A 24350-nucleotide genomic window follows, 5' to 3' on the forward strand; every position below is an offset into this window, starting at 1 on the left:
AGTTACTTAATATCTTGAATAAAAAAATCACGGAAACATTTCTACTTCCGTGATTTTTTACTACATCGACTTATTATAAGCGCCTGATTTCCACTAGGTAGCCTATGATTATGGGTTAGCCTTTTCCAAATCAGAGCCAATATAATATCCTGTATGGGTAGATTGATTATATCCTATATTCTGATGTGTAGCACTCATTCGATATATGTGATCATCCATCAACGGGCGGAAACGATGACTCGTCTCTATGTTGGTCGTAAAAATACGTAACTCCGAAGCGCCACCCACATTACGTTCTCCAACCACATAAATCATTTCCTCGCGCCAGTCTCCCCAGATATCTCCATAGAAACAAGGAGTTCTCTTTGTCCCGTTGATTGAGGCTACTCCGTAATTACTACATGAAAATATTCTATCTCCACCTTCACCGTTGCGGTACGCCAGCACCAGCTCATCATCGATATTTTGCCGGGTTAAACTACCATCCCACCAGATGCCCATGTTATAAGAATAAACACCACCTTTAATCATCGGGGCAGACTTACTTAACAGTTCTCCTTTGCAAGAATACATCTTTCCAATGGGCCAGGAAGCCCAGACTTCACATCCCGGAGTATCCGGGTCCATATCTCCCACCATACAACGCCCTACATCTTCACCATCTCCCGGAATTCCCCAAATCAACTCTCCGGTAGCAGCGTCACGGAACTCTAAACCGGCATTTCCATACGATTTCGGCTCCTCATGACAAGCCACTACTTGTAACCCTTCACGGGAAGGATCGAATTTTCCCAGATGAAGAGCATCACCATGGCCCAGTCCAGTTGTATACAGACCTTTGCCATTGTGATCGAAAGCACATGCCCCATAAATCAATTCGTCTTTGCCATCATTATCCACATCGCCTACTGCCAAGTTATGATTTCCCTGACCAGCATAATCCGTCCATCCCGGGTAAGTGTCAAAATGCCAGCGCTGCGTCAGAGTACCATTAGAATAGTCTAATGCAGTCAACTGGAAATTAACATAATAACCACGGCACATCACAATACTTGGGGTTCTATCCTTACCAGAGAAATGTGCTACTGCCATCAGGAAACGATCCGAACGGTTTCCATAAGCATCCCCCCAATAATCATTCCAATCTTCCTTATCGCCTCTGGGGATATAATCCGTACGAGCCAGTTCTTTTCCTGTCATACCATCTACAACCGACAGAAACTCCGGTCCAGCCTGTACCCGTCCAGTTTCCGGATTACGATAATCCGTAATTCCATCCTGATTAACATCACCAATCGTCGTTCCGTCTCCAAAGGTAGTACCTTCCGAAGTTTTGAGTACAACCTCCGCTTTCCCATCACCGTCCAAATCATACACTATAAACGAAGCATAATGATCACCCTGCGGTACATTAATTCCGGTATCGACTCTCCACAAAAAAGCCCCTGTTTTCAAATCATAAGCTTCATATAAAGTAGAGCCTTTTTCTTTCCCTACCCAGTTTTCTGCAGGCCCCGGGTCGCGGGGCTCCACATCTCTTCTGATAACTAATTCATATTTTCCGTCTCCATCCAAATCACCGACAGCAGCATCTCCAGCATTATAAGCCAATGTCGGATCCGGCAAATTACTATTGTTCAGGAAAATACTTTTATAAAAAGTCTGCTCGGCTTTGTCCGGATCAAACGTATACGTTGCCAAGACATCATTCGCTCCGGAAAAACGCAGTTGATACTCATTCTTCTTAGCAGGGTCGAATGTTTTATCCCGATAATTGGTACTTGTAGTAATCGGTTCCATATTCAGTTTCTCCCATGCATTATCACCTGTTTTCCGATAAATATCATAGGCTGCATCATCCGGATCACTCTTAAACCATTTCCAGCTGACCAAGGCATTCAAGTCTGGCTGTCTACTATCATAACTAACCACCAGTCCTCTATCATCATAGCTCGCGGTAATAGGATTTCCCTCAATTTCCGCCGGATTATCCGGACCATTAGGATTCACAATCTTATCATCGGAGCAGGCAGCCAGAAAAATGACTGCACTAAATATAAAAGCTAATCTTCTCATATTTCATCTCAATTAAAAATTAAAAACTACCACCCCGGATTCTGGGCCAGATTCGTATTACACATCAGTTCTGTTTGCGGAATCGGGAAGAAGTACATCTTATCATCCCAGGAACGTATACTTTTCTCCCGACTATAATTATACGTACCATTGTTATTCTGCGTAATCTTCATAAGAGTAACCTCTTTAAAAGTTTCTCCTTCTTTCCAACGGCGTACATCCCAAAAGCGATGGCCTTCAAAAGCCAGTTCTACCATACGCTCATTCTTATACCGCTTCCAGAAAACTTTCGGGTCATTTACATCTTCAGCTTTCAATTCCGGCATTTTCACTCCCGTACGCTGACGAATCACATTGATAGCCTGACGTGCTGTAAGCGGTGATTTATCACCGGGCAAAGCTTGCTCCACATCGCCCGTATAACGGAACATTGCTTCTGCATAATTCAAATAGAATTCGCCCAGACGAAATATAATCCAGGAATGAAATTTCTTACTCGAACCGGAAGCTGTCAGGTTAATGGAAGCATCGCAATATTTTTTCAGATAATAACCAGTGGGAGTAGCACCTTCCAAAGGCTGTCCATTAGCACCTCCATAATAAATCTGCAAAGGACTTTTATTATAGGACGGCCAATTCGTATCACCATTCTTCGCTATTGTCATGGCTAAACGAGGATCACGGTTTGCATACGGATCACTTCCCGGTTCCTCCGAATAACCACTACCCGGTTCATTCCAGAACTTACCGTTTGTCATTTCATAAGCATCAACCAATGTCTGGGTAGGACAATTACCACCTTTTCCTCCTTCCACTCCTATCGGAAAATTATTCGTTTCAAACGAATTGCTCTCTTTTTCTGCACGACAAAGGAAAATCATCTCATTTTCCCGATAACTGTCCGCTCCCCACAACTTATCATAATTGCCTAGCTTATACCCATATTTGGCACACGAATCAATAACCGCCTTATTAGCTTCAGCTGCTTTCTTCCACAAATCCTTTTTTTGTTCCGGATTGAAAAGTTCACTGGCTGCATACAAAGCTGTACGCGCTTTCAGAGCTAACACTGCCAATCGATTTGCCCGTCCTGTTTCCGGCTGTTCCGTGGGTAGGGCATAGTCTCCCAACTTAGTATAGTCAGCGGGAATCTTATTCATTATGTCATCACATTCGTTCTCGATAAACTGAAATACTTCTTGTACAGATGTACGTTTCAACGAATTTACCTCATCCCCTGAAGGTACTTTTGTCACCAAAGGTACACCTCCATACTGACGGGCTAAATTAAAATAAAAATATGCACGTAAAAAGCGGACTTCATGTTCGTAATTATTATAACGGAACATTTGCGCATCATAATCCGAGTTTAAACGAAGGTCAGGGAATGTCAACCCCAGAAATTCCTCCAGATACATATTACATTGTTGAATAGCCAGATAATTCTTACTCCAGTTTGAAATAGTATTCGTCGCACTCCAAGAACCGTTGTAAAAATCATGAACAGAACTAGAGGTCCACGCATATTCAGCCTCATCGCAGGCTGAAGCCAGTGTCGCTCCACCGTAATTTCCCCAATCCGAATCCAATTGTGCATATATGCTGGTAACCAGTCCTCCTACATTCTCATAAGATTCCATCATATAGTTTTTATCATAATTGGCATATTCGTTAAAGTCCAATTGGTCTTGACAAGCAGTCAGTCCTCCAAAACCAATCATACTTCCTATGAACAAATATTTAAGTTTCATAATTTATTTCCTTTTTTAGTTACAACTTAAAATCCGATAGTCAATCCGGCAACCACACTACGTGTCAACGGATTTTTCACTCCATACGATTCAGGGTCAGCAATCTTGATATGGTCGAAGCAAAGCAAATCATTACCGCGCACATATATTTTTGCATTATTCATGATCTTTGTACGCTTCATCCAAGTTTCCGGCAATTTGTAATAGATCTCCACATTACGTAATTTCAGGAACGAACGGTCGGCAAGCCACAACGTATTGTTCTGAAAATTATTATTATTACTTTGACTGGTCAGTCTCGGATATTTTGCATCCAATGTCTCCGGTGTCCAACGATTTTCATAGTAATGTTGCGAGATTGTTGTATTATTAATCAACGGCCAGTACAGACTTTGTGTATTCAACATAGCGGAATAATGTCCCGTTCCCTGAAATAATGCATTAAATCCCAACCCCTTCCATTCAGCTCCGAAGTTAAATGAATAATAGATTTCAGGAGCCGCCGTACTGTAACCAATAGCTGTTTTATCATTGGCATCAATCTTCTTATCTCCATTCACATCACGATATTTGATATCTCCCGGTTTAACCGTACTAAAGGTTTGTTTCGGACTCTCGTCAATATCCTTCTGATCTTTGAAAAGGCCAATCACTTCCAACCCCATCAACTGATTTAATGAACCACCAGTTGTCACCAAATTATCATATAGTTGCGGAGCTTCATACTGTTCTACGATTTTATTCTTTGCCAACGTGAAGTTTCCACCGATATTAAAAGTTACATTACCTACTGTTTTGACATAGTTGGCACCAACTTCCAAACCCCAGCTATCCACAATACCTCCATTCTCATAAGGTGCATCAAAACCGATGACAGAAGAATACTTTCCTTTAGTGGCAACCCATATATCACTTCTTCTCTGATAATATCCCTCCAGAGTGAGGTTAAGTCCTCCGAAAAGTACAGCATCAATACCAGCATTATATTTATAGGCTTTTTCATGTGTGGAGTTTTCTGCAGCCAGTTTGCTCAACTTCCAGCTTCCCAAAGAGGAAGCATAACTACTATTGAAGTTATATAAACTACCTCCCGTATAAATTTCCTGCCAATAAGCTTCTTCCGGAATATTATCGATATTAATCATACCGGCCGACGCACGCAATTTCAGAAAATCAATAAAATGCACTCCTTTCATAAATTTCTCTTTCGAGATAGCCCATGCCAAAGAAAGTGTCGGTGAAAAAGCCCACTTATGTCCGGGTGCCAACTTATTGGAAGAAGAAACAGCCATACTTAAATCTGCATAATAACGTCCTTTGAAACCATAATGCGTATAAGAAGTAAAGTTTTCGCGGAACCACGTATTATTCACTCCATTGATATTGCGATATTCATGATTCCATTTTAATTGCGTATAAACAGAATGAATCTCATTTTCAAACTTGTAATCCACTGCAAGAGCCATATTAAAATTACGTTTCCAGGCAGAAAGTTCCGACCCCGTATTCATTTCACTCTCTGTTCCCGCGGTATATTGGGAAACGGCAACAGGCTTGCCACTCTTCCATTGCACATTATCACTTCCATACCGATACGTTTTGGAGTGATTTTCCACATACGAAGCCCAGTTATCATAAGCTAGCATAAAACCTGCCCCCAATCCCGGCAGAATAGATGACAAATCCTGCTTGAGCGTCATATCGGCATACAATGAACGGTTATGTCCTTTGGTATAAGCAGCGGCCTGCGATTGCGCCACCGGATTTTTCGTTCCATCCCAAGTCGTATTACCACCCCATAAGCCATTTTCCGTCTTTACAGGGAAAGCGGTTGCGGGCAGACTGTAAATCATAGACCATAAATCAGCCGAATCACCCGGTTTGTTCGTTTCTGCCAATGTTCCTAACAAATTCAATGTCATCTTCGTTGAAGGAGTCAAATCTATATCCAGATTTGTACGTAAATTAGCTTTCGAAGACTTGTTTTGAGTAGAATAACCGTCATTTGCTTTTGCATTCGCAATAAATCCGTTATCTGTTACCCAATTAAACATCGCAAAATAACGGAACTTCGAACCGCCTCCCCGTAAACTCATATTCGCTATATTTGTTGCAGCCGCATCTTTAAAGACCTCATCCACCCAATTTACATTCGGGTAATATTGCGGATAAGCACCTGTCTTAAATGCATTCATCTCATATTCATGATAGCGTGGCTTCCGGATGCCATCATTAGCATAAGCCTCATTAATCGCACTAGCATATGTATAAGCATCTGCAAATTCCGGACGGCGGACTTCCCAATTAATAAGATGATCGAAAGTGAATTTGATTTCCTTCGTGTTGTACTTACCTCGTTTAGTAATGATATTAATTACCCCGTTTGCCCCCTTATATCCATAAAGAGCCACAGCAGCTGCATCTTTCAAAATTTGCACGGATTCCACCTCTTCCGAAGTGACCAATGTAATATCACGCTCGATGCCATCCACCAGCATCAACGGTGTACTGCTTGATAACGTCTGCAATCCGCGAATATAGAGAGTCGGTTCTTGTGAAGAATAGGAACCTGAATTTTGCAATGTAGTCAGCCCCAATCCATAACCAAATAAGGAATTAGTGACATTCTTTGCACTCCGTTTTGTCAAGTCTTCACCGGAGATTAGTGATATCGAAGCTGTGGATTCCTTGACATCCTGGTCAATACCGGCGATATTGACCGTTTTTACTTTATCGGCTTCTTGAGCATGTCCGCAAACTCCCCCAAATGCCAACAAAGTAATTATCCATATTTTCTTTTTCATAAATTCTTTCTTTTTCAATTGTTAGTAGAATCAATCACATTATATGAATCACCATCCCGGATTCTGTTCCAGACCATACCCCTTGTTCACTTCTGCCTGTGGAAATGGAGACAAATACCATTTCGGATCAAAACCATTCTTCCACCAGTAACGCTCTACATTTGTCAAAGAGAACTTTTCATATTCAAAATGGGTAGGTTGGGCAACTCCATTGGCTTTATCTCCACCAAACCAGGGACAAGAAGTCAGAATACGCTCACCATTAGCATTCAGGCGGTAAATATGCAAACCATGTAAAGGTGTCTCAAAACGTGTTTTCATCTTATAGCGAATCATATCGAAGAAACGGGCATCCTCCATTCCTAATTCACAAGCACGCTCTCGTAGAATTTCATTCAGTAAAACGTCCTTAGAACTCAAATCTTTATCCGGATTACATTCTTCCAAACCATTTAACCCCACACGTTTACGAACCTCATCTACCTTAGCGATTGCATCTGAATGGCTTCCACCAGTCTGCACAATCGCTTCCGCATAAATCAAATAAATCTCCGGCAAACGCAAATATGACCATAAGGCATACTTCCCATCATAATCTGTACCCATATAGAATTTATTGTTAGCATAGCCAGTGGCATATTTACCATCCTCATTGGCAGGGTCAGTTTTGGCATCTGTACCTCCTCTCCATAACTCATAGCTGGTTCCCGACATATTACCCGTATTCCAATCCATTTGCTTGGGCATTCCATTAACAATTACCGACTCATACAAACGGGGGTCACGAGTCAACTCTACACCGGCAGCAATCGTCCCTTTAGAAAACATTTCATCCAACTTTCCGGCATCCTTTAATTCTTCCCAGTTAAAAGGTTTTCCATCTTTCCATGGGAACATTTCTACGTACTCCTGTGTCGGAGTGTAGTTCAATCGACGAACATCATCATTTTGCCAATACCACCAATTATATTTTCTACCAACTTTATCATACACACGAGTCGAATGAATCATTTCCTTTCCATGAGTAGAATATCCTTTACGATAAGCCAGCCGATAGTCTTCAGGGCGACTTCCGGCAGCCCGTTCTAATTGATAATAACCTTCATTATTCCATTCCCTGAAAAACTCCTCGCAGGCTTCCAGACAATTGTTCCAAAGCTCCGGTTTACGAGCGCCATACCAAATAGCCAAACTAGTTGCTCCGGGATAATAAGCCTCATTATCATTAAATAAAGGAGAAGCGGCAAAATTCCAGATTTTACACTTTACCCCAATTGCTCCGGCTTTAGTCCAACGTCCGGCATCATTCTGCATATCCTCATAAACCCAAGGCAAATCGTTTTTAGCTTCATCTAACAGCTGAATCATAAATTTCACGGTTTCTTCCACTGTACCACGTGGTATATCATTACTTGTTCCCTCGAATGAGGAACGAATAATAGGCAATCCACCGTAATGACGGAATGTGTCAAAATAACGAGCGGCAATGATACACTTCGCTTCGGCAACCATTCGTTTCTTCTCCTCCCCCGATAAGTCAGGAACTCCATCAATATTCTCAATCAACAGCCAACTTGCACGAACTGCCTCCCATACATTACTTCTCAAAAAATCAAATTTCTCTTGATGAGCATCATAGTTTGCCGAATGTGTACCGGAATAATACACCTTTGTTAAAGCACTATTCGCCCAATGATTATGCCAGCAATCCGACAAGACATCAAACTTCCCTATATATGTATCATTCGGATAAGGAATCTGTGTAAAGAGATTATCATAAGGAAGCCCATAATACTGCAAGGCATAAATACCCGTCAAGAATTCACGCGTATATTTCGCACTGTTAAAAACTGTATCTTTAGTCGACTGCCCACCCGGTGCTTTTTCCAAAAAAGAATTTCCAAACTTCCATTCATCCGTACAAGATGAAAAGGGAACTGCCATCATCATTCCAACTAAAACGGGAACTATTATCTTATTTCGTATCTTCATTTTCATAACTTCTACCGATTAAAATCCTAATTTCAAACTCAAAGAATAAGTCTTTGTCAATGGATAAGTAGGTGCACCGGCTACTTTTGATTCCGGATCGCCCCATTTAAATCCGGTAAACGTAAGCAAGTTATATCCACTAAACGTTAATTGACATGTATTCATCTTCAATTTCTTCATTAGAGGGAACTGAAAATTATATGCAACCTGCAGAGTTTTCAAACGTAAATAACTGGAATTGACTTCATACAAACCCGAATCGGCATAGTTGTTCTCGGCATTTGCCCATGTAGCACGTGGATAGGCAGCACTCTGCGACGGATTTTGCGGTGTCCAGGTACTCTCATACTGATACAGTAACAAACCACCCGTCGTCGTATCTGCATTACTCGTAAATGGGGTACGGAAACCCTCATCCAACATACGGCTTACATTCCAGGCTCCTGTCCATTGCATACTGAATTCGAAATTTTTCCAACTAAATCCCATATTCAATCCGGCAATATATTCCGGATCATCCGTGTAACCCAGTTCACGAGTCATATCATTAGAATCAATTACACCATTTCCGTCCAAATCAACATAAACACAATCTCCCGGTTGCAAATCAGTTCTATGATCGGGAAAAGGCTTTCCAAAAGTCTGTTCATATAGAGCGGGAGTTCCTTCATCATAATACCGCCAGAACTTATACAATGAACGTGCTCCGATACGATGTCCTTTCTCATACTGATAATTATTATTCAGCGGTGCCTCTTTCTTTTCAATAATCTCATTTTCATTATTAGATAAATTCAGTCCAACCCAATAGCGGAATTTATCACCGATTTTATCATTCCATTTCATGGATAGTTCCCATCCCCAACTGTTTACACGTCCCATATTATAATAAGGAGTAATAAATCCAAGTATACCTGCTGCCGTGTAGTCACGTAACAAAATATCCCGGCGTTTTTCCTTATAATAATCAACACTCACATTCAATCGTTCATTCATCAAAGTAAAATCTACTCCATAGTTCTGCTTAAACGCCTTTTCCCAAGTCACATTCTGATTATTCTTAGCTTTCTCAAAAGCTCCCATGGAAGCAGTAGAGTTCTCTATTCCAAAGAAGTACCCATGTCCGAATTTTCCACCGCCTGCAGGAAGAGCATCATCCACAGAATATGGGTCAGAAGTATATAAGAAGCGGGAATTATCAGCCTTGTCATTACCGACAAGTCCCATAGACACACGGAATTTCATATAATTGATAACTTTCTTGACAGGATTCCAGAATTTCTCTTCACTGACTACCCAGCCAATAGAGGCAGCCGGAAAAGTACCAAAACGTTTATCCGGAGCAAAATTTTCAGAACCATTATAACCGACATTAAATTCTGCCATGTAGCGGGTATTCCAGTCATAGGTCAGACGTCCTACAAGACCGACATACCCCGACGGAATATCTGAATATACCGACGGATAATAAGTTTTGGACTGATTATACAATACCAATGCCCCCACATTATGTTTGCCAAACGAACGATTGTAGTTCAAACCGGCTTCCATATACCAGTTACGACCTTTTCCAGATTTCTCACTATAAGTCAAACGACCGGCATCCTTCGTTTTACGATACCCTAATGTGCCGTCTGCCAACACCCAAGGCGTATAAGTAGCAATGTCTTGTTCACCATTCTTCGTAATAGTGAAATCACTGTTATAAGATCCTTTCGCATTGAAAGACAACCCTTTGGTAATCATATCCAGTTTCTGCTTCAAGATTAAATCAGCACTCAACTTGTTTTTACTTCTGGATTGATAACCACGTGAAATATAAGACATACCGGTACTTCCCGTGAAAGGCAATGCCAAATCAGTATAGTCCGTTGATGTCTGCACCAACTTGCCATCAATAAATCCCGGGCTGGAAAACGGGGTCGAAGTATATAAATCACGTACCAAATCAGAAGTATCCCCTCCACTAAACGGACGGTTCTGATTATCAATACTTCCTGCCAAATTAAATGATATAGTCGTCGTTTTTGTTACATCAATATCTAAATTGGAACGATAATTAAAACGTTTGTATTGAAACGACACATTATGTGGCGTATCGAATTGTTTAAACAGTCCCCCTTGGGTATAAGCACCGGCAGAGACGAAGTAACGGACATTACTGGTTCCTCCACTGATATTGATATTGTGCTGGCTCTGCAATGCCGCATCTTTCAAACAATAATCCACCCAATCTACATCTGGGAAACGTATCGGATCAGAATGATCCTTAAATCTTTGCATTATATCATCAGAGAACATCGGAGTAGCATTCGGGTTATCATTACGTTGCATCTGATTATAGTAATCCGCATATTGGTAAGCGTTGGCTTTCTTTGCTGTCTTGGTCGGCATCAATACACTGGCAGAAGTCGTAAATGAGATTTTTGCTTTCCCCTCTGTTCCCCGCCGGGTAGTAATCAAAACAACACCGTTCGCACCACGTACACCGAATACAGCAGTAGCCGACGCATCCTTCAACACCGTAATGCTTTCAATTTCATTGGGATCGATTTCATTGAAAGTACGTTCCACACCATCCACCTGAATTAATGGAGCCGAATTGTTCCAGGTTCCTTGTCCACGGACAAAAATTTCAGCCACATCCGCCCCCGGTTCACCGGAATACTGTACCGTAGTGATACCAGTCAATTGTCCGGATAGGACATTCGTTACAGAACCAGTCGGTGTCTTCAACAAATCACTTCCTTTCACACCAGAAACCGCACCAGTCACTGTCACCTTCTTCTGCGCTCCATAGGCTACAATTTGCACCTCATCCAATACATTTGAATCATCGGCAAGAACAATACTCATCTTAGCGTTTTTCACAACTACCGTTTGTGTTTCATATCCAATAAAAGATATTTTTAACTTTGCCCCCATCGGAACTGAAAGTTTGAAATTGCCATCAATATCCGTAATAGTTCCTTGTGTAGTATTATCTACCACCACATTTGCACCTATTACAGGTTCTCCATGACTATCGAGTACGGTTCCCTTTACATTCACTGTCTGCTGTTGCACCAGCTGGACAGATGAAGCCGCCTGTGTTTTTTCTATCGGCATTAGACCTGCAGCAAGTCCCAGTAACAAAAGATATTGTGTGATTTTCTTAGGACTATACCACTTGAATATTATTATTCCACTCATTACTTATATTATTAAGTTAAACAAAAGCCATTAAAACTTCTAAAAGGCAAACGAGAAACGGAAATATCCCAAGTTCCATACATATCCATTGATACTATCACCTTCTTTCCCATCTTTCACCATATAGAAAAGATAACCGGCACGTAATGATGAACTCCAGTATCCGTTAAACCGACCTCTCGGGTCATTTGCAGCCTCCGTTCCATTGAGATACCATAATGCCAAGCCATTAGCTTTCGCTATCGAAGCATTAATTGTTTCAGTTTCATTAATCAACATTCTCATTTCTTCAATAGAAGGCAAATACCATCCGGAAGTCAATCCTGACGGAAGTACTTTCTGTTTATTATATGAATCCAGACAAGATACCATATTCAACAGATCCCAATCCGCACTATTTTCAATTGCATAATCAGCAAGTTTCTTCAATACTTCAGTATTATTATAGCCTAAAATACTTTTATAATGAGGTTCCCGGCTACCACTCTTACATAAATATGAACTTGTATAAGCAGAGGCTATACCCTCCATATCAGGCTTATTTCCTTTGGTTCCAAAAAGTTTAATCACATCATTTGCATAATCCAACGCATAAACCAATCCATGCACACATGAAGGGTGATCACGTCTCAATGCATCGTGTGCCTCATCAAAAGGCTGCGAACCATCCGTACTTACCTTTTCCGGATACAATACCGAAGGCTGTGGATTTCCTACATAATAGACAATACCTATACAATTTTCCGGTACTTCTTCTGCATTCCCCGAAACGATACTACCGTCCGAACAATAGAAATCACCCACTTTCAGCTCATGTTCAACAATCTTCTTTCCACCACCTAATAAAAATCGTTGGTATTTCCCCTCATTTATAGAAGCTGTAAATTCATACTTTTTATCATTGTAAGTGCCTTGGGTAACAATCAGACTGTTTGCATCAGACGGTTTTATAATCAAGCGATAAGAACCATCATCAGCCAGATAAGGTCTCACTACATTTTCATCACTCACAGAAGTCATATAAAACATAGATGCATGCTCTTTGGCAATATAAGGAATCTCATTCAATGTCTCATCCGAGAATTTATATTCCGTTTCAGGCATTACCAACACACTCATAGCCATACGATGCTTCATAGACAAACGAATTGTAAACTGTCCGCTTCCTTCCTGAATAACTGATGAAGGTTCAGTTGTCGTCATCAAGTCAGAGGCAGCGAATTTATCTTTATCCGATTGGTCTGCTGCCGGAGTCCATTTATTTGCCATTTTCGTAAGAAAATTCTCTATCGTACCAGATTGATAAGTTTTGCCATCCTGATAAGGATAATAGGCATAATAAGCAACTCCTTCCTGCTCGTCATCATATTGCAGCGCAATCTCCGAAGCCCAGGTCCCGTTTTCAGTATAAGTTACTTTGACATTATTCATATTATTCCAGACCGCCCCGTCCTTTATGGCAAAAAGTCCGATACAATCTCCTGTTTCAAATACAGTAGTATAATTTTCGTCTGTCACAGCACGTGAATTTCCGCCAACAGCTTCCATTCCGGCATCATACACATTGATAACCATATTTCCATTAGCGTCCGGAAAGTTATCTTCTTGCGAGCAACCACCAGCAGCCAAAGTCAGGGCAAACAAAACAGCCAATGATAAGTATTTATAGAATTTCATAATGATTCTTTTTTCTGATTACTAAAACATGTGGATTCTTATTCATGGGTCATATCAACAATCTGGTCTTCTCCTTCCTGTCCCCATTGCAGACCGCCTCTTTCGACTACAACAGAAATGCCCGGTTTACCGACTGTCACATAATAAATATTCTGATAGGTCCCTTCAAGCAATCCTTCATTACCTTTGGGCTTATAAGTAAAAGTCTTACCGCCGGTCGTCTTTATTTCAATAAAGACTTTATCTTTTACCAACTGTGGTATCAACAATGCTTCATAAGACGCCAAATAGTCTTTCATTGGAGATACGGCTTTAGGATTCACATCCTCAACCCCAGCCTGTTCGTTTCGGATCAAAGCACCTTCGTTTACATTTCCCTGAAGTGCTACATTTTTAATTGTCACCGTTGCTCCGGCAAGTTCTTCAGCCATCACCTCATTTTTAAGTAAATGCACAATCACTTTAGCTGTCTGATGGCGGAAAGGCAACACATGGCTTCCCTGTAAAGCCACCTTTGTATTAGCATACATCATGTCCGACTGTTGATAACCGTCACCCGACTGATCACTTTTAACAGTCCAACTTTCCCATAACTTATTATCCGCAGTAGCAGGATACCAGGCAGTTACCGTCTGCTCTTCTGTAGCTGACGCCCAGTACAGCTGATTGTTCTCATCGGAACATTGAAGCTCTCCATTCTCATTTACCACCGTATAAGTAGCAGCATCACTTCCATCGCTGACAGAAACGTGTTCCGTACCATCACCTATCCATTGATTATCTGAACTGGCACGCGACTGCACCGATTGCTTCACTTGTACAGCGGTCAGATTCAGCGGAGAATCAGTCTTCATATAGGAAAACTCTTGCTCATTATTACAGGATACCAGACAGGCCATCCCCATCAGGCACAAAGCCCATACATTCTGTTTTCTCATAATATTTTCGTTTATAATTAACTTACCTTATTCACTTTCACCGGCAATCACATAATGGTCACTATTTTCACCCCATATCCAATCCTCTATCTTGGCCGGACTGACAGTCATCGATTGAGGAGCAATCGTTACATCAAAAATATACGTATTACCAGAAATCAGATCAATACCATTCCCAATAGGCTGGGCATAAGTTTTACCTCCCATAGCCAGTTCAAGAAGAAGAGTAGAAGCCAGTTTCTGTGGAAAAACGATCACCGAAGAGTTCATCTCTTTACCTTTAGCCAACGACATATTGATATTCCCTGTAGTCTTACCTGAAGCGACACTTCCGGCAGATGTATCAAAAGAACCGTCCAATATGATATTTTTCAATGTATAAGAGATATCATCCAACTCAAGACCGCCACCCGCTTTGAAAGCCAACACCAATTGAGACATCTTATGAAAGAATTGAAACTCAACTCTCGGATTCGTTTGAGAGCCGCCACCTTCGGCATACAGGAAATCAATAGTAGCCCGTGCCGTACCAACTTGTTTCTCGGATGTGGTGGAAGCTTGTATCACTCCTGCCAACGTTCCTCTCTCACCAGTATAGGGAGCATATGCTGTCATACTCATCGTATAAGGACCTTTAAAATAAATAGTATGATCCTCTCCCTCTTTACTGACTACCTGAAAAACATCTTTTTCTGCATTATACGCATATTTGACATTACGGTCATCTGTCATGATGTAAGAAATCTTAGAGATTCCTGCAGCCGTAGTCACACCGATTGCGTCTCCTTCAGTCCAAATGGAAGAGACGGTTTTAGTAGTTTCAGTGGCAGCATAATCTTTCACCACTCCACGAATTTCAGCTGGATAGTCCATCGGATCCGTGCTCACTGCTTCGTCTTCATTATTGCAAGCGGCCAAAAACATCAAAGATATTGCCACCCATAAATACATGTTTTTCATACATTCACATTATAAATTAAACAAAATTTAATTCTCATAATCTTCGATCTTCCATTCATCAAGCCATTCTATCTGCGGCACGCCATCCTTAAATGTAATAGGTAAAAATACATAGGTTGCATTGAAAGTCACATCCCATTTAGTACGCCGTAGATTACGCTTGTCTCTTGTCTTAGGTTCACTAAAGTCTTTGGGAAACGGCTGGTGATTGACATAATGCTTTTCCTTATTCTTTGCCGTTCGTATGGGAATATCCGTATCGGTCAGTTCTGGTAACCAACGATCAGCCAAAGCCACATACAGATTTTTTCCCGGAATTTTAATCACATCGGTAATCTGTGAAAAGAATGAAGATTCATATTTATCAGCAGGATGCGGATTACCAAGATCAACGTATTCTCCATGAAAATCATCAAACGACGTAACCAGCGATTTATTCGGTACATACCCGGTGGTACCCGATGTAAAGAGGTAGTGTTTACCTTCGTGCATGAAATGAGTAGGTGCCTCACGAGTGAAAGGCGGACGAAGTCCGACAAAATGCTTGGAATAGCCGGAAGTTATGTTCAGGAAATCGTCAGTAAGTTGAGCACATATCATCTCCCAATGAGGACGTTCGAACCATACATAACCCTTCCCTGTCTCCGGATCGGCATACATATCAAAGTCACCCACACCATAGCCTCCGGGTTTCAGCGAACGCACATATTCATAAGGCCCCAGAAAATCATCAGCCTGAAGAATGACAAAATACCCGTCAGTATCCATACTCTTTATCCAACATACGTATTTACCGGTTTTCTCATTATATATGATATGAGGACGGTCGAGCGTCTGCGAATAGTGTAGCGGAGACAATGGATTTACCGTATCAGGTTTAATAATCAGTCCACAATCTTCCCAATTGTAGAAATCGCGCGAACGATAACAACGGATGCCATAAGTCCAGACATTACTGCCCAAAGTGGTGTATTCTTTATTCTCACCATACCAATAATAGGTCCCTTCTTTCTCGAACATCTGGAAACCATGTGCCTGAATGGGGTTACCATTGGTATCAAGCCATAACTGACCGGGCTTTATCGAATGATAAGTCAACGGATAATCCTGCATTAACACCGAATCCTGTTTCTCACCCTCATAGTTAATTTGAATAGGCTTGTTTGAATCCATATTTTTAACGTCGAGCAATATCACACCATTGCAACCATCGACTGTCAAAACCGGATCAACAGTTGTAATCCTTGCATTCTTGATTGTGAACGATGATACATCACGCATTTTTCCAAAATTTTTGCAGTTAGCGGTGATACCGCTGATGTATACATTGGCGAGCGGACGTTCGGGTAATGCATCCACATCAATCAGATTGCAACAGTCCTCAATTATAACATCATTTATTTTTATTGCACGAAAATCAGGTGTAAATTCATCTATCTTGCGTGCGGGGAAGCGTTTAGCCAAATCTCCTCCCCATTTGATGGAGCCAAGCATATTGCAATAGAAAGCGGCACCATTCAGTCTGGCCCTCACCCGTTCTATATAGATCTGCTCTGCACCGCCTCCACGCGGACGAAGCGTCTTGAAACGGAACGCCTGGTCAGTTCCGTCAAACACACAATCGTGCATATATACATTACGGATGCCTCCGGCCGTTTCTGTCCCACAAACAATGCCACCGGCACCACGATTCGCAATACTATAACGGATAACAATATTCTCGGATGGCTGTCCTATTTTCACTCCATCCTCACCACGTCCCGACTTGATTGTATAACAATCATCCGAACAATCCAAAGAGCAATATTCTATCAATACATTACGGCTCGACTCCACATCAATGCCATCCGTACGTCCATGTCCAAAACTCGTTACAGTGACACCCCGGATAATCACATTCTCACAATATTGCGGAACGATATTCCAATAAAGTCCCTGGTCAAGAGTAACTCCCTCAATCAGTACATTCTTACAGTTGATAGGAGCAATGGTCTTCGGTAAAAACACTTCTGCGTTTTTGATGCCATCGTAAATACGCTCCGCTAAAAGTTTGTCACCTACAACCTTTTCAATATGCAAAGCTTTCTCCTTATTGATACGGAAAATCTCACAGTCTGTTGAAGGACCAATAATACGCCCTTTACCGGTAATAGCTACATTCTCGGCATCACAAGCATAAATAAATGCGCCAAGAGAATAGATTTCAATACCCTCATCACGGGTAAAAACCACAGGCAGATAATCCTTAATAAATCCACTAAATTCCAACTCTGCCCCCTCTTGAATTTCAAGATTGATATTACTCTTGAGAATAATTCTCCCTGTTTTCCATTTACCACATGGTATAACCACAGTTCCGCCACCATCATCCGCCAACTTGTCTATCACATTTTGGATATCCGAAGTGGAAAGTCCACGTTTCTTCATCTTCACCACCATCTTGCGGTCAGGAAACTGCGGTCGCTGCAATTGCGGCATATGGAATGGTGCGTCAATTCTTCCAATAGTATCGGTCATAAAAGATGGACCGACATTGTTCTTGGTTGGTATTTCGACAGCATGAAGTAGATAGGACGCCATCAAACAAATAATAAATAGGAACGCAAACTTAAACGGCACATGCCAAACGCTCCTTTGCTCTTCATTGTTTCTCATTAAAAAATAAGGTAGGTTCTGTCAGTTCATTCCAAAAGCCGACTATTGACATCAGAACCATTTAAAATGCCAAAGTTGCTTATAATCACTGCACAAAAGTAACCGCTATGCATAAAATTGAGCTGGATTCAGATACCAATGTATGGACAAAAGTTCGGAAATACACACTCCTGCGCGGCTTAATTTGTCTATTGACAATTAATGGGAATCAACTTCACCATCCCGTTCAGCCCCGAAGGTAATGATTGCCAATTGCTATAAGGATTATGGTTATTATTCAAGCCTACCATATTGATGTCATGGAAGATACGCCAGTTTTCTCCCCGGCGATCCATATCACTGATACGATTAGCGGGTAAGTTGGTCACTGCTATCTCAATGATATTTTTACCGGGTTTAAGCCACTTCCCCACTTTTAGCCGGAAAGGAACAGCCCAGACTACTCCTGCTTCCTGACCGTTGATACGTACACGGGCACTTTCACGCACATCGCCCAAGTCCAGTATCCAGTCGTCAGCAGAGATTTCCGGAAGTTGTATTTCATTGGTATAGACTCCGGTAGCCATCGTAACAGCAGCATCCGGATGCCCTATCTCCGTCCATGAAGAAGGAGTATCTATTGAAAACTCTCCTTCTATTGCAGGAATGCTTTCTATGAAATGCAATTTCCAATTATGGTCGAGACAGAGGCTGACAGGTTGTTCCTGAATATAATTCCATTTTTCCACCTGATTGAGCGGTTGATTGAAAGTTTGCAGGATGACGCTTTCTCCGGAGCGTAATTGCAATCGTACTTGTATCCGCCCGTTTTGTATCCGGGTCTGTGCTTTTCCTTTTTCTCCGGTCAACGGATTGAATAACATTACATCTTCGGCAGATACGCTAAGCGTTACCCAATCATCAACTCCCCGGCTTTGTAAGGAAGATATAAAATAATGATAACCTTTATCATTGGAACGACGGATATATTGCAGACCATGGAGAACTTTCATTTCTTCAGGAAAAACAAGGCTCTTAGCCAATGCAGACCCATAATCTTTCCCTGTAATAATCGTCCCCTTCTGATAAGGTGTGGAAAGCGTACTGTCAAAAGTAGAAATAGACGGAAGTTGTTTTCTCCATCCGGCAAAGTTCTTTCTACGTTTCTCCAATTGACCATAGCCCGGTACATCCTCGGGATAGTTCTCTATAAAAATAAGGGTCGCCCCTTCCTCTGCCAATTTCAGAAGATGCTGAAGCACACGTTCCGGCATAAGTTTGACAGCCGGAATAATAAGTGCTTTGTAAGACGCTCCACCTTCTGTAATCAGCTTTCCATCCCGACAACGGGTACTTTGAACGAAAGCATCGGATATGTAATCTACATCATATCCATTTTTTGTAATCGTATGGACTGTTTCGATAAACTTCGGCGCACGTTTGGCCATATGGTGGATAGTAAAAAGTAACAAACGGTCGGGCTGCTCCTGCCATATATCGTATAAAGGAAGATAAAGCAGAAAATCATTATCCGGTTTTCCCATCTGAAGGAAAGACTGACAGCGTGTGATGTATTCAAAAAAAGCAGGAGCATCTTTCCAAATGCTGTTGGCGGGTGACATATTAATAGAAGCATAAAACTTCCATCCCGGCCATTTAGCCTCTTTAGGACTATAAGGCGTACCATGAAAGAACATATGGTTAACTCCCGACAGGAACATCAGATCCATATCCGGCTTACACTGTGAAAGCGAAGTACGGAAATGATCGGTGAGCCAAGTAAATGTCTCCGAGGAAGTAAGCGGTTTTCCGGCAATATGTGCGGCAGAAGAAGCATACTTCAACATCGACAGGTCGGAATCATTGGTACGGGTCAATGAATCCTGGCGTAATCCTTGGATATGGAATTGAGAAAGTCCGAAACCCTCACACTCGGGAATATCCACAGAAGCATATGTATCAATCAGATTAGCAGGAGAACCATGCGCCTGATTGCGGGTAATGCTTCCATGACTATGTGCCCAGGCAGTCCACTGCTTGCTGAAATTCTCGATGAGAAGTTCGGATATTGTCTCGCGATAATCGGAAACAATGCGGGCAGTAATATCCGGACGACCCTGATCCAGAAACTCGAGGAAATGGTTTTCCAGTTTATAACCACGCCGTCTGGCGAATTGCTCCAGAAAATCGGGCGTCCAGTCTGCTCCATATACTTCATAAGAGTCATTAAAGAATGTATGTGGATAAACCATCTTGTTCTCCCGGAAAGCCCTGTCGAATTTAGAGAAATACCGCTTGACCGCATCCCGGTCCAAATGATTCATTACATACCCTTCTCCACCCGGTGCAGCACGTTTCACCTTCTGAAAAGTCTTGCCCACATAGAGCACGACAATCTCCCATTTACCTTCGGGAACCTGCCATTGCAGTATTCCATCATGTACGTAGGAAGTCAGATTCAGACAATGTTTTTTGTCGGAATAAGCCATGGCGCAACTCAAATGAGCCACTGGCTTTTGTCTTTTATCCCGAACACTGACATCAAGACTGACTGCCTCACCTCCTTTCACCTGATAAGACTGAAAGATAGCCTTGGTGGCCGCATCCTTCATATCGACCTCCGGTCCGCCGAACGGCCATCCCGTCCCGGTATTCATATCTATCTCTATTCCCAGTCGTTTTCCCTCATCTTGGGTATGCCGGAGCATCTTCATCCATTCAGGACTTAAAAAAGAGAGATTATTGGCATCATTACCTTGTACCCCATAGATTGGAGTGATTTCCACCCCTCCCAATCCGGCTTTAGCATATTCTTCTAAGTTATAGGTTAGATTAACCTCATCTACTGCACTCCCCATCCACCACCAACGGGTAGCGGGACGGGCTTCAGGTTGTATTTCCGGCCATTCTTGTGCAGTAAGCGTATACCAACTCGTCAGAAGCAAACAGAATGTTGTAATGTATTTTCTATTCAAGCACACATTTTTCATAAACAATAGTAAATCAAATATTATCATCTTTTATTTATCAGAAGAATTGGACGCAGACATCTGCCGAACCAACTGTACAGATCCTATAATACCTGAAGGTATCAATGACATTCCGGGTGTTGCTATAGAAGTAGCAGAATAAGTGATACGTTGATCTTCAGGCAGCATAGAATCTCCAATCATGCGATTCATCAGAGAATTTGCTACATAAATCTCCAGTTTATTTTCCCCTGTCTCCAGAGCTTCCGTAATATCTATTTCCCAAGGCGAACACCACACCGTACCGACTTCCCGCCCGTTCAACACGATGCGTGCAATGGAGGCAAGCTTGTCAAAACGCAGCAAATACCGCGATTCAGACCGCTTGTCGTCCATCATCAGATTATGGCGATAAACAGCCGTACCGGAATAATACTTGATACGTTCATCCTTATGGCTAGTCCAATCCGTCAACGCAGTAAAAACAACCTTACCGGGACCACCGAGCTTTTCGGAAAAGTCTACAGTCCAATCTCCTTGAATAAAAGTTGTCTTCTCCTGCATATTCCACTCTTTCACGGGCAATTGGCCTGTGCTCTGCGCATCACTGAAAATGACAAAGTAAGATTCGCGGGCAGCCATCTGCAAAGGGACTGAAATACGACCGTCAGCTGTAAGAGTACTCTGTAATGAATAACGCTTTCCTGTCACAGGATTCCATAGTTCAGCATACCTTTTACTAGTACGGAAAATAAATGTATGCGCCAAAGGAGTATCTTCATGATTATCCAGAAAATAAATTTCTCCATCCCAAAGAGTGCGATGGGCATAATAAAACTTCCTTTTTTCAGGTACAGTAACATCCGGCATCATCCCCGCTTTCGATACTGCATCAGTCAAAGACATCCCCCAATAAACAGTTCCTTTGCCATAATGACTACATCCTTGAGGAGTGTTATTCCTTCCCCACATCATATTGACCAATTCTTCATATTCAACCATATGTTCCAAATCATGCAATGTACCTGAACGTTGTGGACGTGTTCCATAAACAGATGCACCAGCTTGCACCAAAGAAGCAATCTTACGCAAAGCCTCCAGTGTTATTTCTCCATTTCGCGGCAATACCATCATCTGATAACTCACGCCATCCGGCAATACAATACGCCCTTCTTTTACCTCCATACGGGTAAGCAATGCATCAGTTGAGAAAGCATCGAAATCAAACCCCGCCGGTATGACAGGAAGACGATGAGTCAGGATTCTAACCGGGGCATTATCACCCAGATACAAACATAAGTCTATGACAGACATGCCTTGCCGCATAAGGAAAGAAGATCGGTTCTGATAATCCCAGAAATCCCGGCTATATTCCCAAAAGGTATTAGTACGGTTCAATGCATAATGACGCCCTCCGCCAGTGCTTCCGGGCAGCTTATCAAGCCAAGGTTGATGGGAAGAGGCACACCCGACAAATTCATTGATACCAAAAGCATAAGCATAATCAGCCAATTGTTTGAGTTCTGCCAATGACTGGCTAAATTTCACATCAGAGAAGGCTTCGGCAGATGCAATAGGTTTGCCATACATATGCGCAGCCGATGAGCACTCCTTTATATCATAGTTCCCGTCAGGATGATGTCCCCAAAATTCACTTTGAGGTTTCTGCACTTTTCCCTTAGCCAGAATAGGGTCGCCTGCCATACAAAGTGCGCCAAAATCCTGCGATGTAAGTATCAGATTACGCTCTTTGCACAAACGCTGAAATGTTCCGAAATATTTTTCTACTGTCAAATCCGCAATAGTACGCCGCATATCATACAGAAATCCATCCGACACTTCGCGTGATTCTACTACATATCCGGCCAATGTCGGCAGATACTTTCTTAAATCATACCCACGCAAACGCAGAAAGTCATTTTCAAATCCCGATGTCCAGTTCTGCGAACCAGCTTCATGACTATCTACCACCACTCCGTCCAAATGTCCGCCATGAGCTTCTATCGAATCGGCAATGTGTTTCAGATAATGATTCCAATGTGCCTCTGCAGCAACGGCAGATAGCTTGTCACATTCTAAACCAATCATGTTCTTACGTCCATGTTTGGTCCTTCCACCCGTTGGAACATGGGCAAAACGTACTACTACCCATTTACCGGCAGGAGCTTTCCAGCGTACTGTCCCCAATGAATCTGTCTGCTCCGTAAGATCCACTATCCGATCAGGGTCTATGATTTCATTTTTTTGATAAGAAGGCGTAAAATCATTTTCAATATATGCAGAGGTCAGAGCAGCTTTCTCCTCCCATTGGTCAATGCAGGCACGAGAAGACAAGACCACCTGCCCAAGCTCCAGATGCGGTTTCCGATCCTTTTTTTCATACCAATCATGCAGATTCAAACGGAAATATCGTCCTGTTACAGCCGGAAAAGAAAGAGTCTTCTGTTTCCATCCCCCAAGAGCAAGATAAACAGGCTTCAAATCACATACTTTTTTAAAAGTTAGTCCGTCATCAGAAACTTCCAATTCTCCCAGATTTGGCAGAACCCGGAAACCTGTTCCTACAAATTCCTTTGTAGGGGGACCCGGCACATTCATGGCATCAGTAGCTGCTTTCCCTCTGGGAGCCATTGAATAGGTAATGCAACGTGCTGTGAACTGTTTTCCAAAATCAAGCGTCATATAAACAGACTCTCCCGGTTTTTGTACAGGAATTACGGATAATTGTTTTGACGATGAGAAACATGCTTTAGCATCTATGCCCGCCTTATTGCAAGTTATCACCGGCTTCAACACACGGCTGTCATCATGTATTTCCCTCTGATACGGAAAAGCTAATATAGCCACATCTTTATAATAATCAGAGCGTGCTTCAGGAACAGGAAGCGAAAACTCCAAGTATTTTCCGCCATCCACTATTGTCTCCACCGAAGTCAATCTCTGCATCCCCAGCGCAGGTGTTATCCATGGCCCCCCAGCCACATATCCATTGGAAATATGTGTTTCAAAAGTTAATCCCAGTCTTTTTGCCTCCTGTGAAGCGAAAACCAACATCTCCCACCATTCGGGAGAGAAAGCCTCAAAAGCTCCCTCACAGTTGCCATGGGTCTGGTCATAATAAACCACGCCGCCTACTCCTTGTTTATGAAAAGCCTTCAGATCGGCTGTAATACCCGCACGGGTAGTCACAGTTTCACCATGAAACCACCAAACTTTCGTCCGGGTAGAATCTTGCAGATACTCGAAACCATACAACGCGTCTTTCAATCCTGCAAGTTTAGTCCGGTTCTCATCCCCATAAATGAATGTAGACAGAAGAAGCAAAAAAGAAAAACAAGAATATTTTATTGACACCAT

The 24350-nt window shown here is 42.1% G+C and carries 11 protein-coding genes; all 11 read right to left on the reverse strand.

Features of this window, described 5'->3' with window-relative positions:
* Window positions 1–108 precede the first annotated feature (108 nt).
* Window positions 109–2076 (reverse strand): rhamnogalacturonan lyase, encoded by a 1968-nt coding sequence (locus tag AAHJ11_RS07990; protein WP_320974750.1) that lies wholly within the window; start codon window positions 2074–2076, stop codon window positions 109–111.
* Window positions 2077–2102: 26 nt separating this feature from the next.
* Window positions 2103–3827, reverse strand: coding sequence for a RagB/SusD family nutrient uptake outer membrane protein (locus AAHJ11_RS07995; protein WP_148366863.1), 1725 nt, complete (start codon window positions 3825–3827; stop codon window positions 2103–2105).
* A gap of 26 nt (window positions 3828–3853) precedes the next feature.
* On the reverse strand, window positions 3854–6631 hold the full coding sequence (locus AAHJ11_RS08000) for a SusC/RagA family TonB-linked outer membrane protein (protein WP_148366864.1): 2778 nt from the start codon (window positions 6629–6631) through the stop codon (window positions 3854–3856).
* Window positions 6632–6679: 48 nt separating this feature from the next.
* Complete coding sequence (locus tag AAHJ11_RS08005; RefSeq protein WP_148366902.1) at window positions 6680–8623, reverse strand: RagB/SusD family nutrient uptake outer membrane protein; 1944 nt, start codon at window positions 8621–8623, stop codon at window positions 6680–6682.
* A gap of 18 nt (window positions 8624–8641) precedes the next feature.
* Window positions 8642–11731: a SusC/RagA family TonB-linked outer membrane protein gene (locus AAHJ11_RS08010; RefSeq protein WP_297284778.1), complete on the reverse strand. Its 3090-nt coding sequence runs from the start codon at window positions 11729–11731 to the stop codon at window positions 8642–8644.
* A 123-nt stretch (window positions 11732–11854) separates the two neighbouring features.
* The gene (locus AAHJ11_RS08015) at window positions 11855–13492 is read right to left on the reverse strand and encodes a fimbrillin family protein (RefSeq protein ID WP_148366866.1); all 1638 of its coding nucleotides are present in this window, start codon (window positions 13490–13492) and stop codon (window positions 11855–11857) included.
* Window positions 13493–13530: 38 nt separating this feature from the next.
* The gene (locus AAHJ11_RS08020) at window positions 13531–14430 is read right to left on the reverse strand and encodes a fimbrillin family protein (protein WP_148366867.1); all 900 of its coding nucleotides are present in this window, start codon (window positions 14428–14430) and stop codon (window positions 13531–13533) included.
* 27 nt (window positions 14431–14457) lie between these two features.
* On the reverse strand, window positions 14458–15390 hold the full coding sequence (locus AAHJ11_RS08025; RefSeq protein ID WP_117512465.1) for a fimbrillin family protein: 933 nt from the start codon (window positions 15388–15390) through the stop codon (window positions 14458–14460).
* A gap of 27 nt (window positions 15391–15417) precedes the next feature.
* Window positions 15418–17970, reverse strand: coding sequence for a glycosyl hydrolase family 28 protein (locus tag AAHJ11_RS08030; RefSeq protein WP_148366868.1), 2553 nt, complete (start codon window positions 17968–17970; stop codon window positions 15418–15420).
* A 263-nt stretch (window positions 17971–18233) separates the two neighbouring features.
* The gene (locus tag AAHJ11_RS08035) at window positions 18234–20999 is read right to left on the reverse strand and encodes a glycosyl hydrolase (RefSeq protein ID WP_148366869.1); all 2766 of its coding nucleotides are present in this window, start codon (window positions 20997–20999) and stop codon (window positions 18234–18236) included.
* Between the two features lie 45 nt (window positions 21000–21044).
* Window positions 21045–24350: a glycosyl hydrolase gene (locus AAHJ11_RS08040; protein WP_148366870.1), complete on the reverse strand. Its 3306-nt coding sequence runs from the start codon at window positions 24348–24350 to the stop codon at window positions 21045–21047.

The organism is Bacteroides sp. 90-K9/2 (genome assembly GCF_047310725.1).
GTDB classification, from domain to species: Bacteria; Bacteroidota; Bacteroidia; order Bacteroidales; family Bacteroidaceae; genus Bacteroides; species Bacteroides vicugnae.

Coding starts and splice junctions, on each gene's coding strand:
- AAHJ11_RS08020 (WP_148366867.1), bottom strand. CDS start 14,430: ATGAGAAAACAGAATGTATGGGCTTTGTGCCTGATGGGGATGGCCTGT.
- AAHJ11_RS08005 (WP_148366902.1), bottom strand. CDS start 8,623: ATGAAGATACGAAATAAGATAATAGTTCCCGTTTTAGTTGGAATGATG.
- AAHJ11_RS07995 (WP_148366863.1), bottom strand. CDS start 3,827: ATGAAACTTAAATATTTGTTCATAGGAAGTATGATTGGTTTTGGAGGA.
- AAHJ11_RS08025 (WP_117512465.1), bottom strand. CDS start 15,390: ATGAAAAACATGTATTTATGGGTGGCAATATCTTTGATGTTTTTGGCC.
- AAHJ11_RS07990 (WP_320974750.1), bottom strand. CDS start 2,076: ATGAGAAGATTAGCTTTTATATTTAGTGCAGTCATTTTTCTGGCTGCC.
- AAHJ11_RS08040 (WP_148366870.1), bottom strand. CDS start 24,350: ATGGTGTCAATAAAATATTCTTGTTTTTCTTTTTTGCTTCTTCTGTCT.
- AAHJ11_RS08015 (WP_148366866.1), bottom strand. CDS start 13,492: ATGAAATTCTATAAATACTTATCATTGGCTGTTTTGTTTGCCCTGACT.
- AAHJ11_RS08000 (WP_148366864.1), bottom strand. CDS start 6,631: ATGAAAAAGAAAATATGGATAATTACTTTGTTGGCATTTGGGGGAGTT.
- AAHJ11_RS08010 (WP_297284778.1), bottom strand. CDS start 11,731: ATGCCGATAGAAAAAACACAGGCGGCTTCATCTGTCCAGCTGGTGCAA.
- AAHJ11_RS08030 (WP_148366868.1), bottom strand. CDS start 17,970: ATGGCGTCCTATCTACTTCATGCTGTCGAAATACCAACCAAGAACAAT.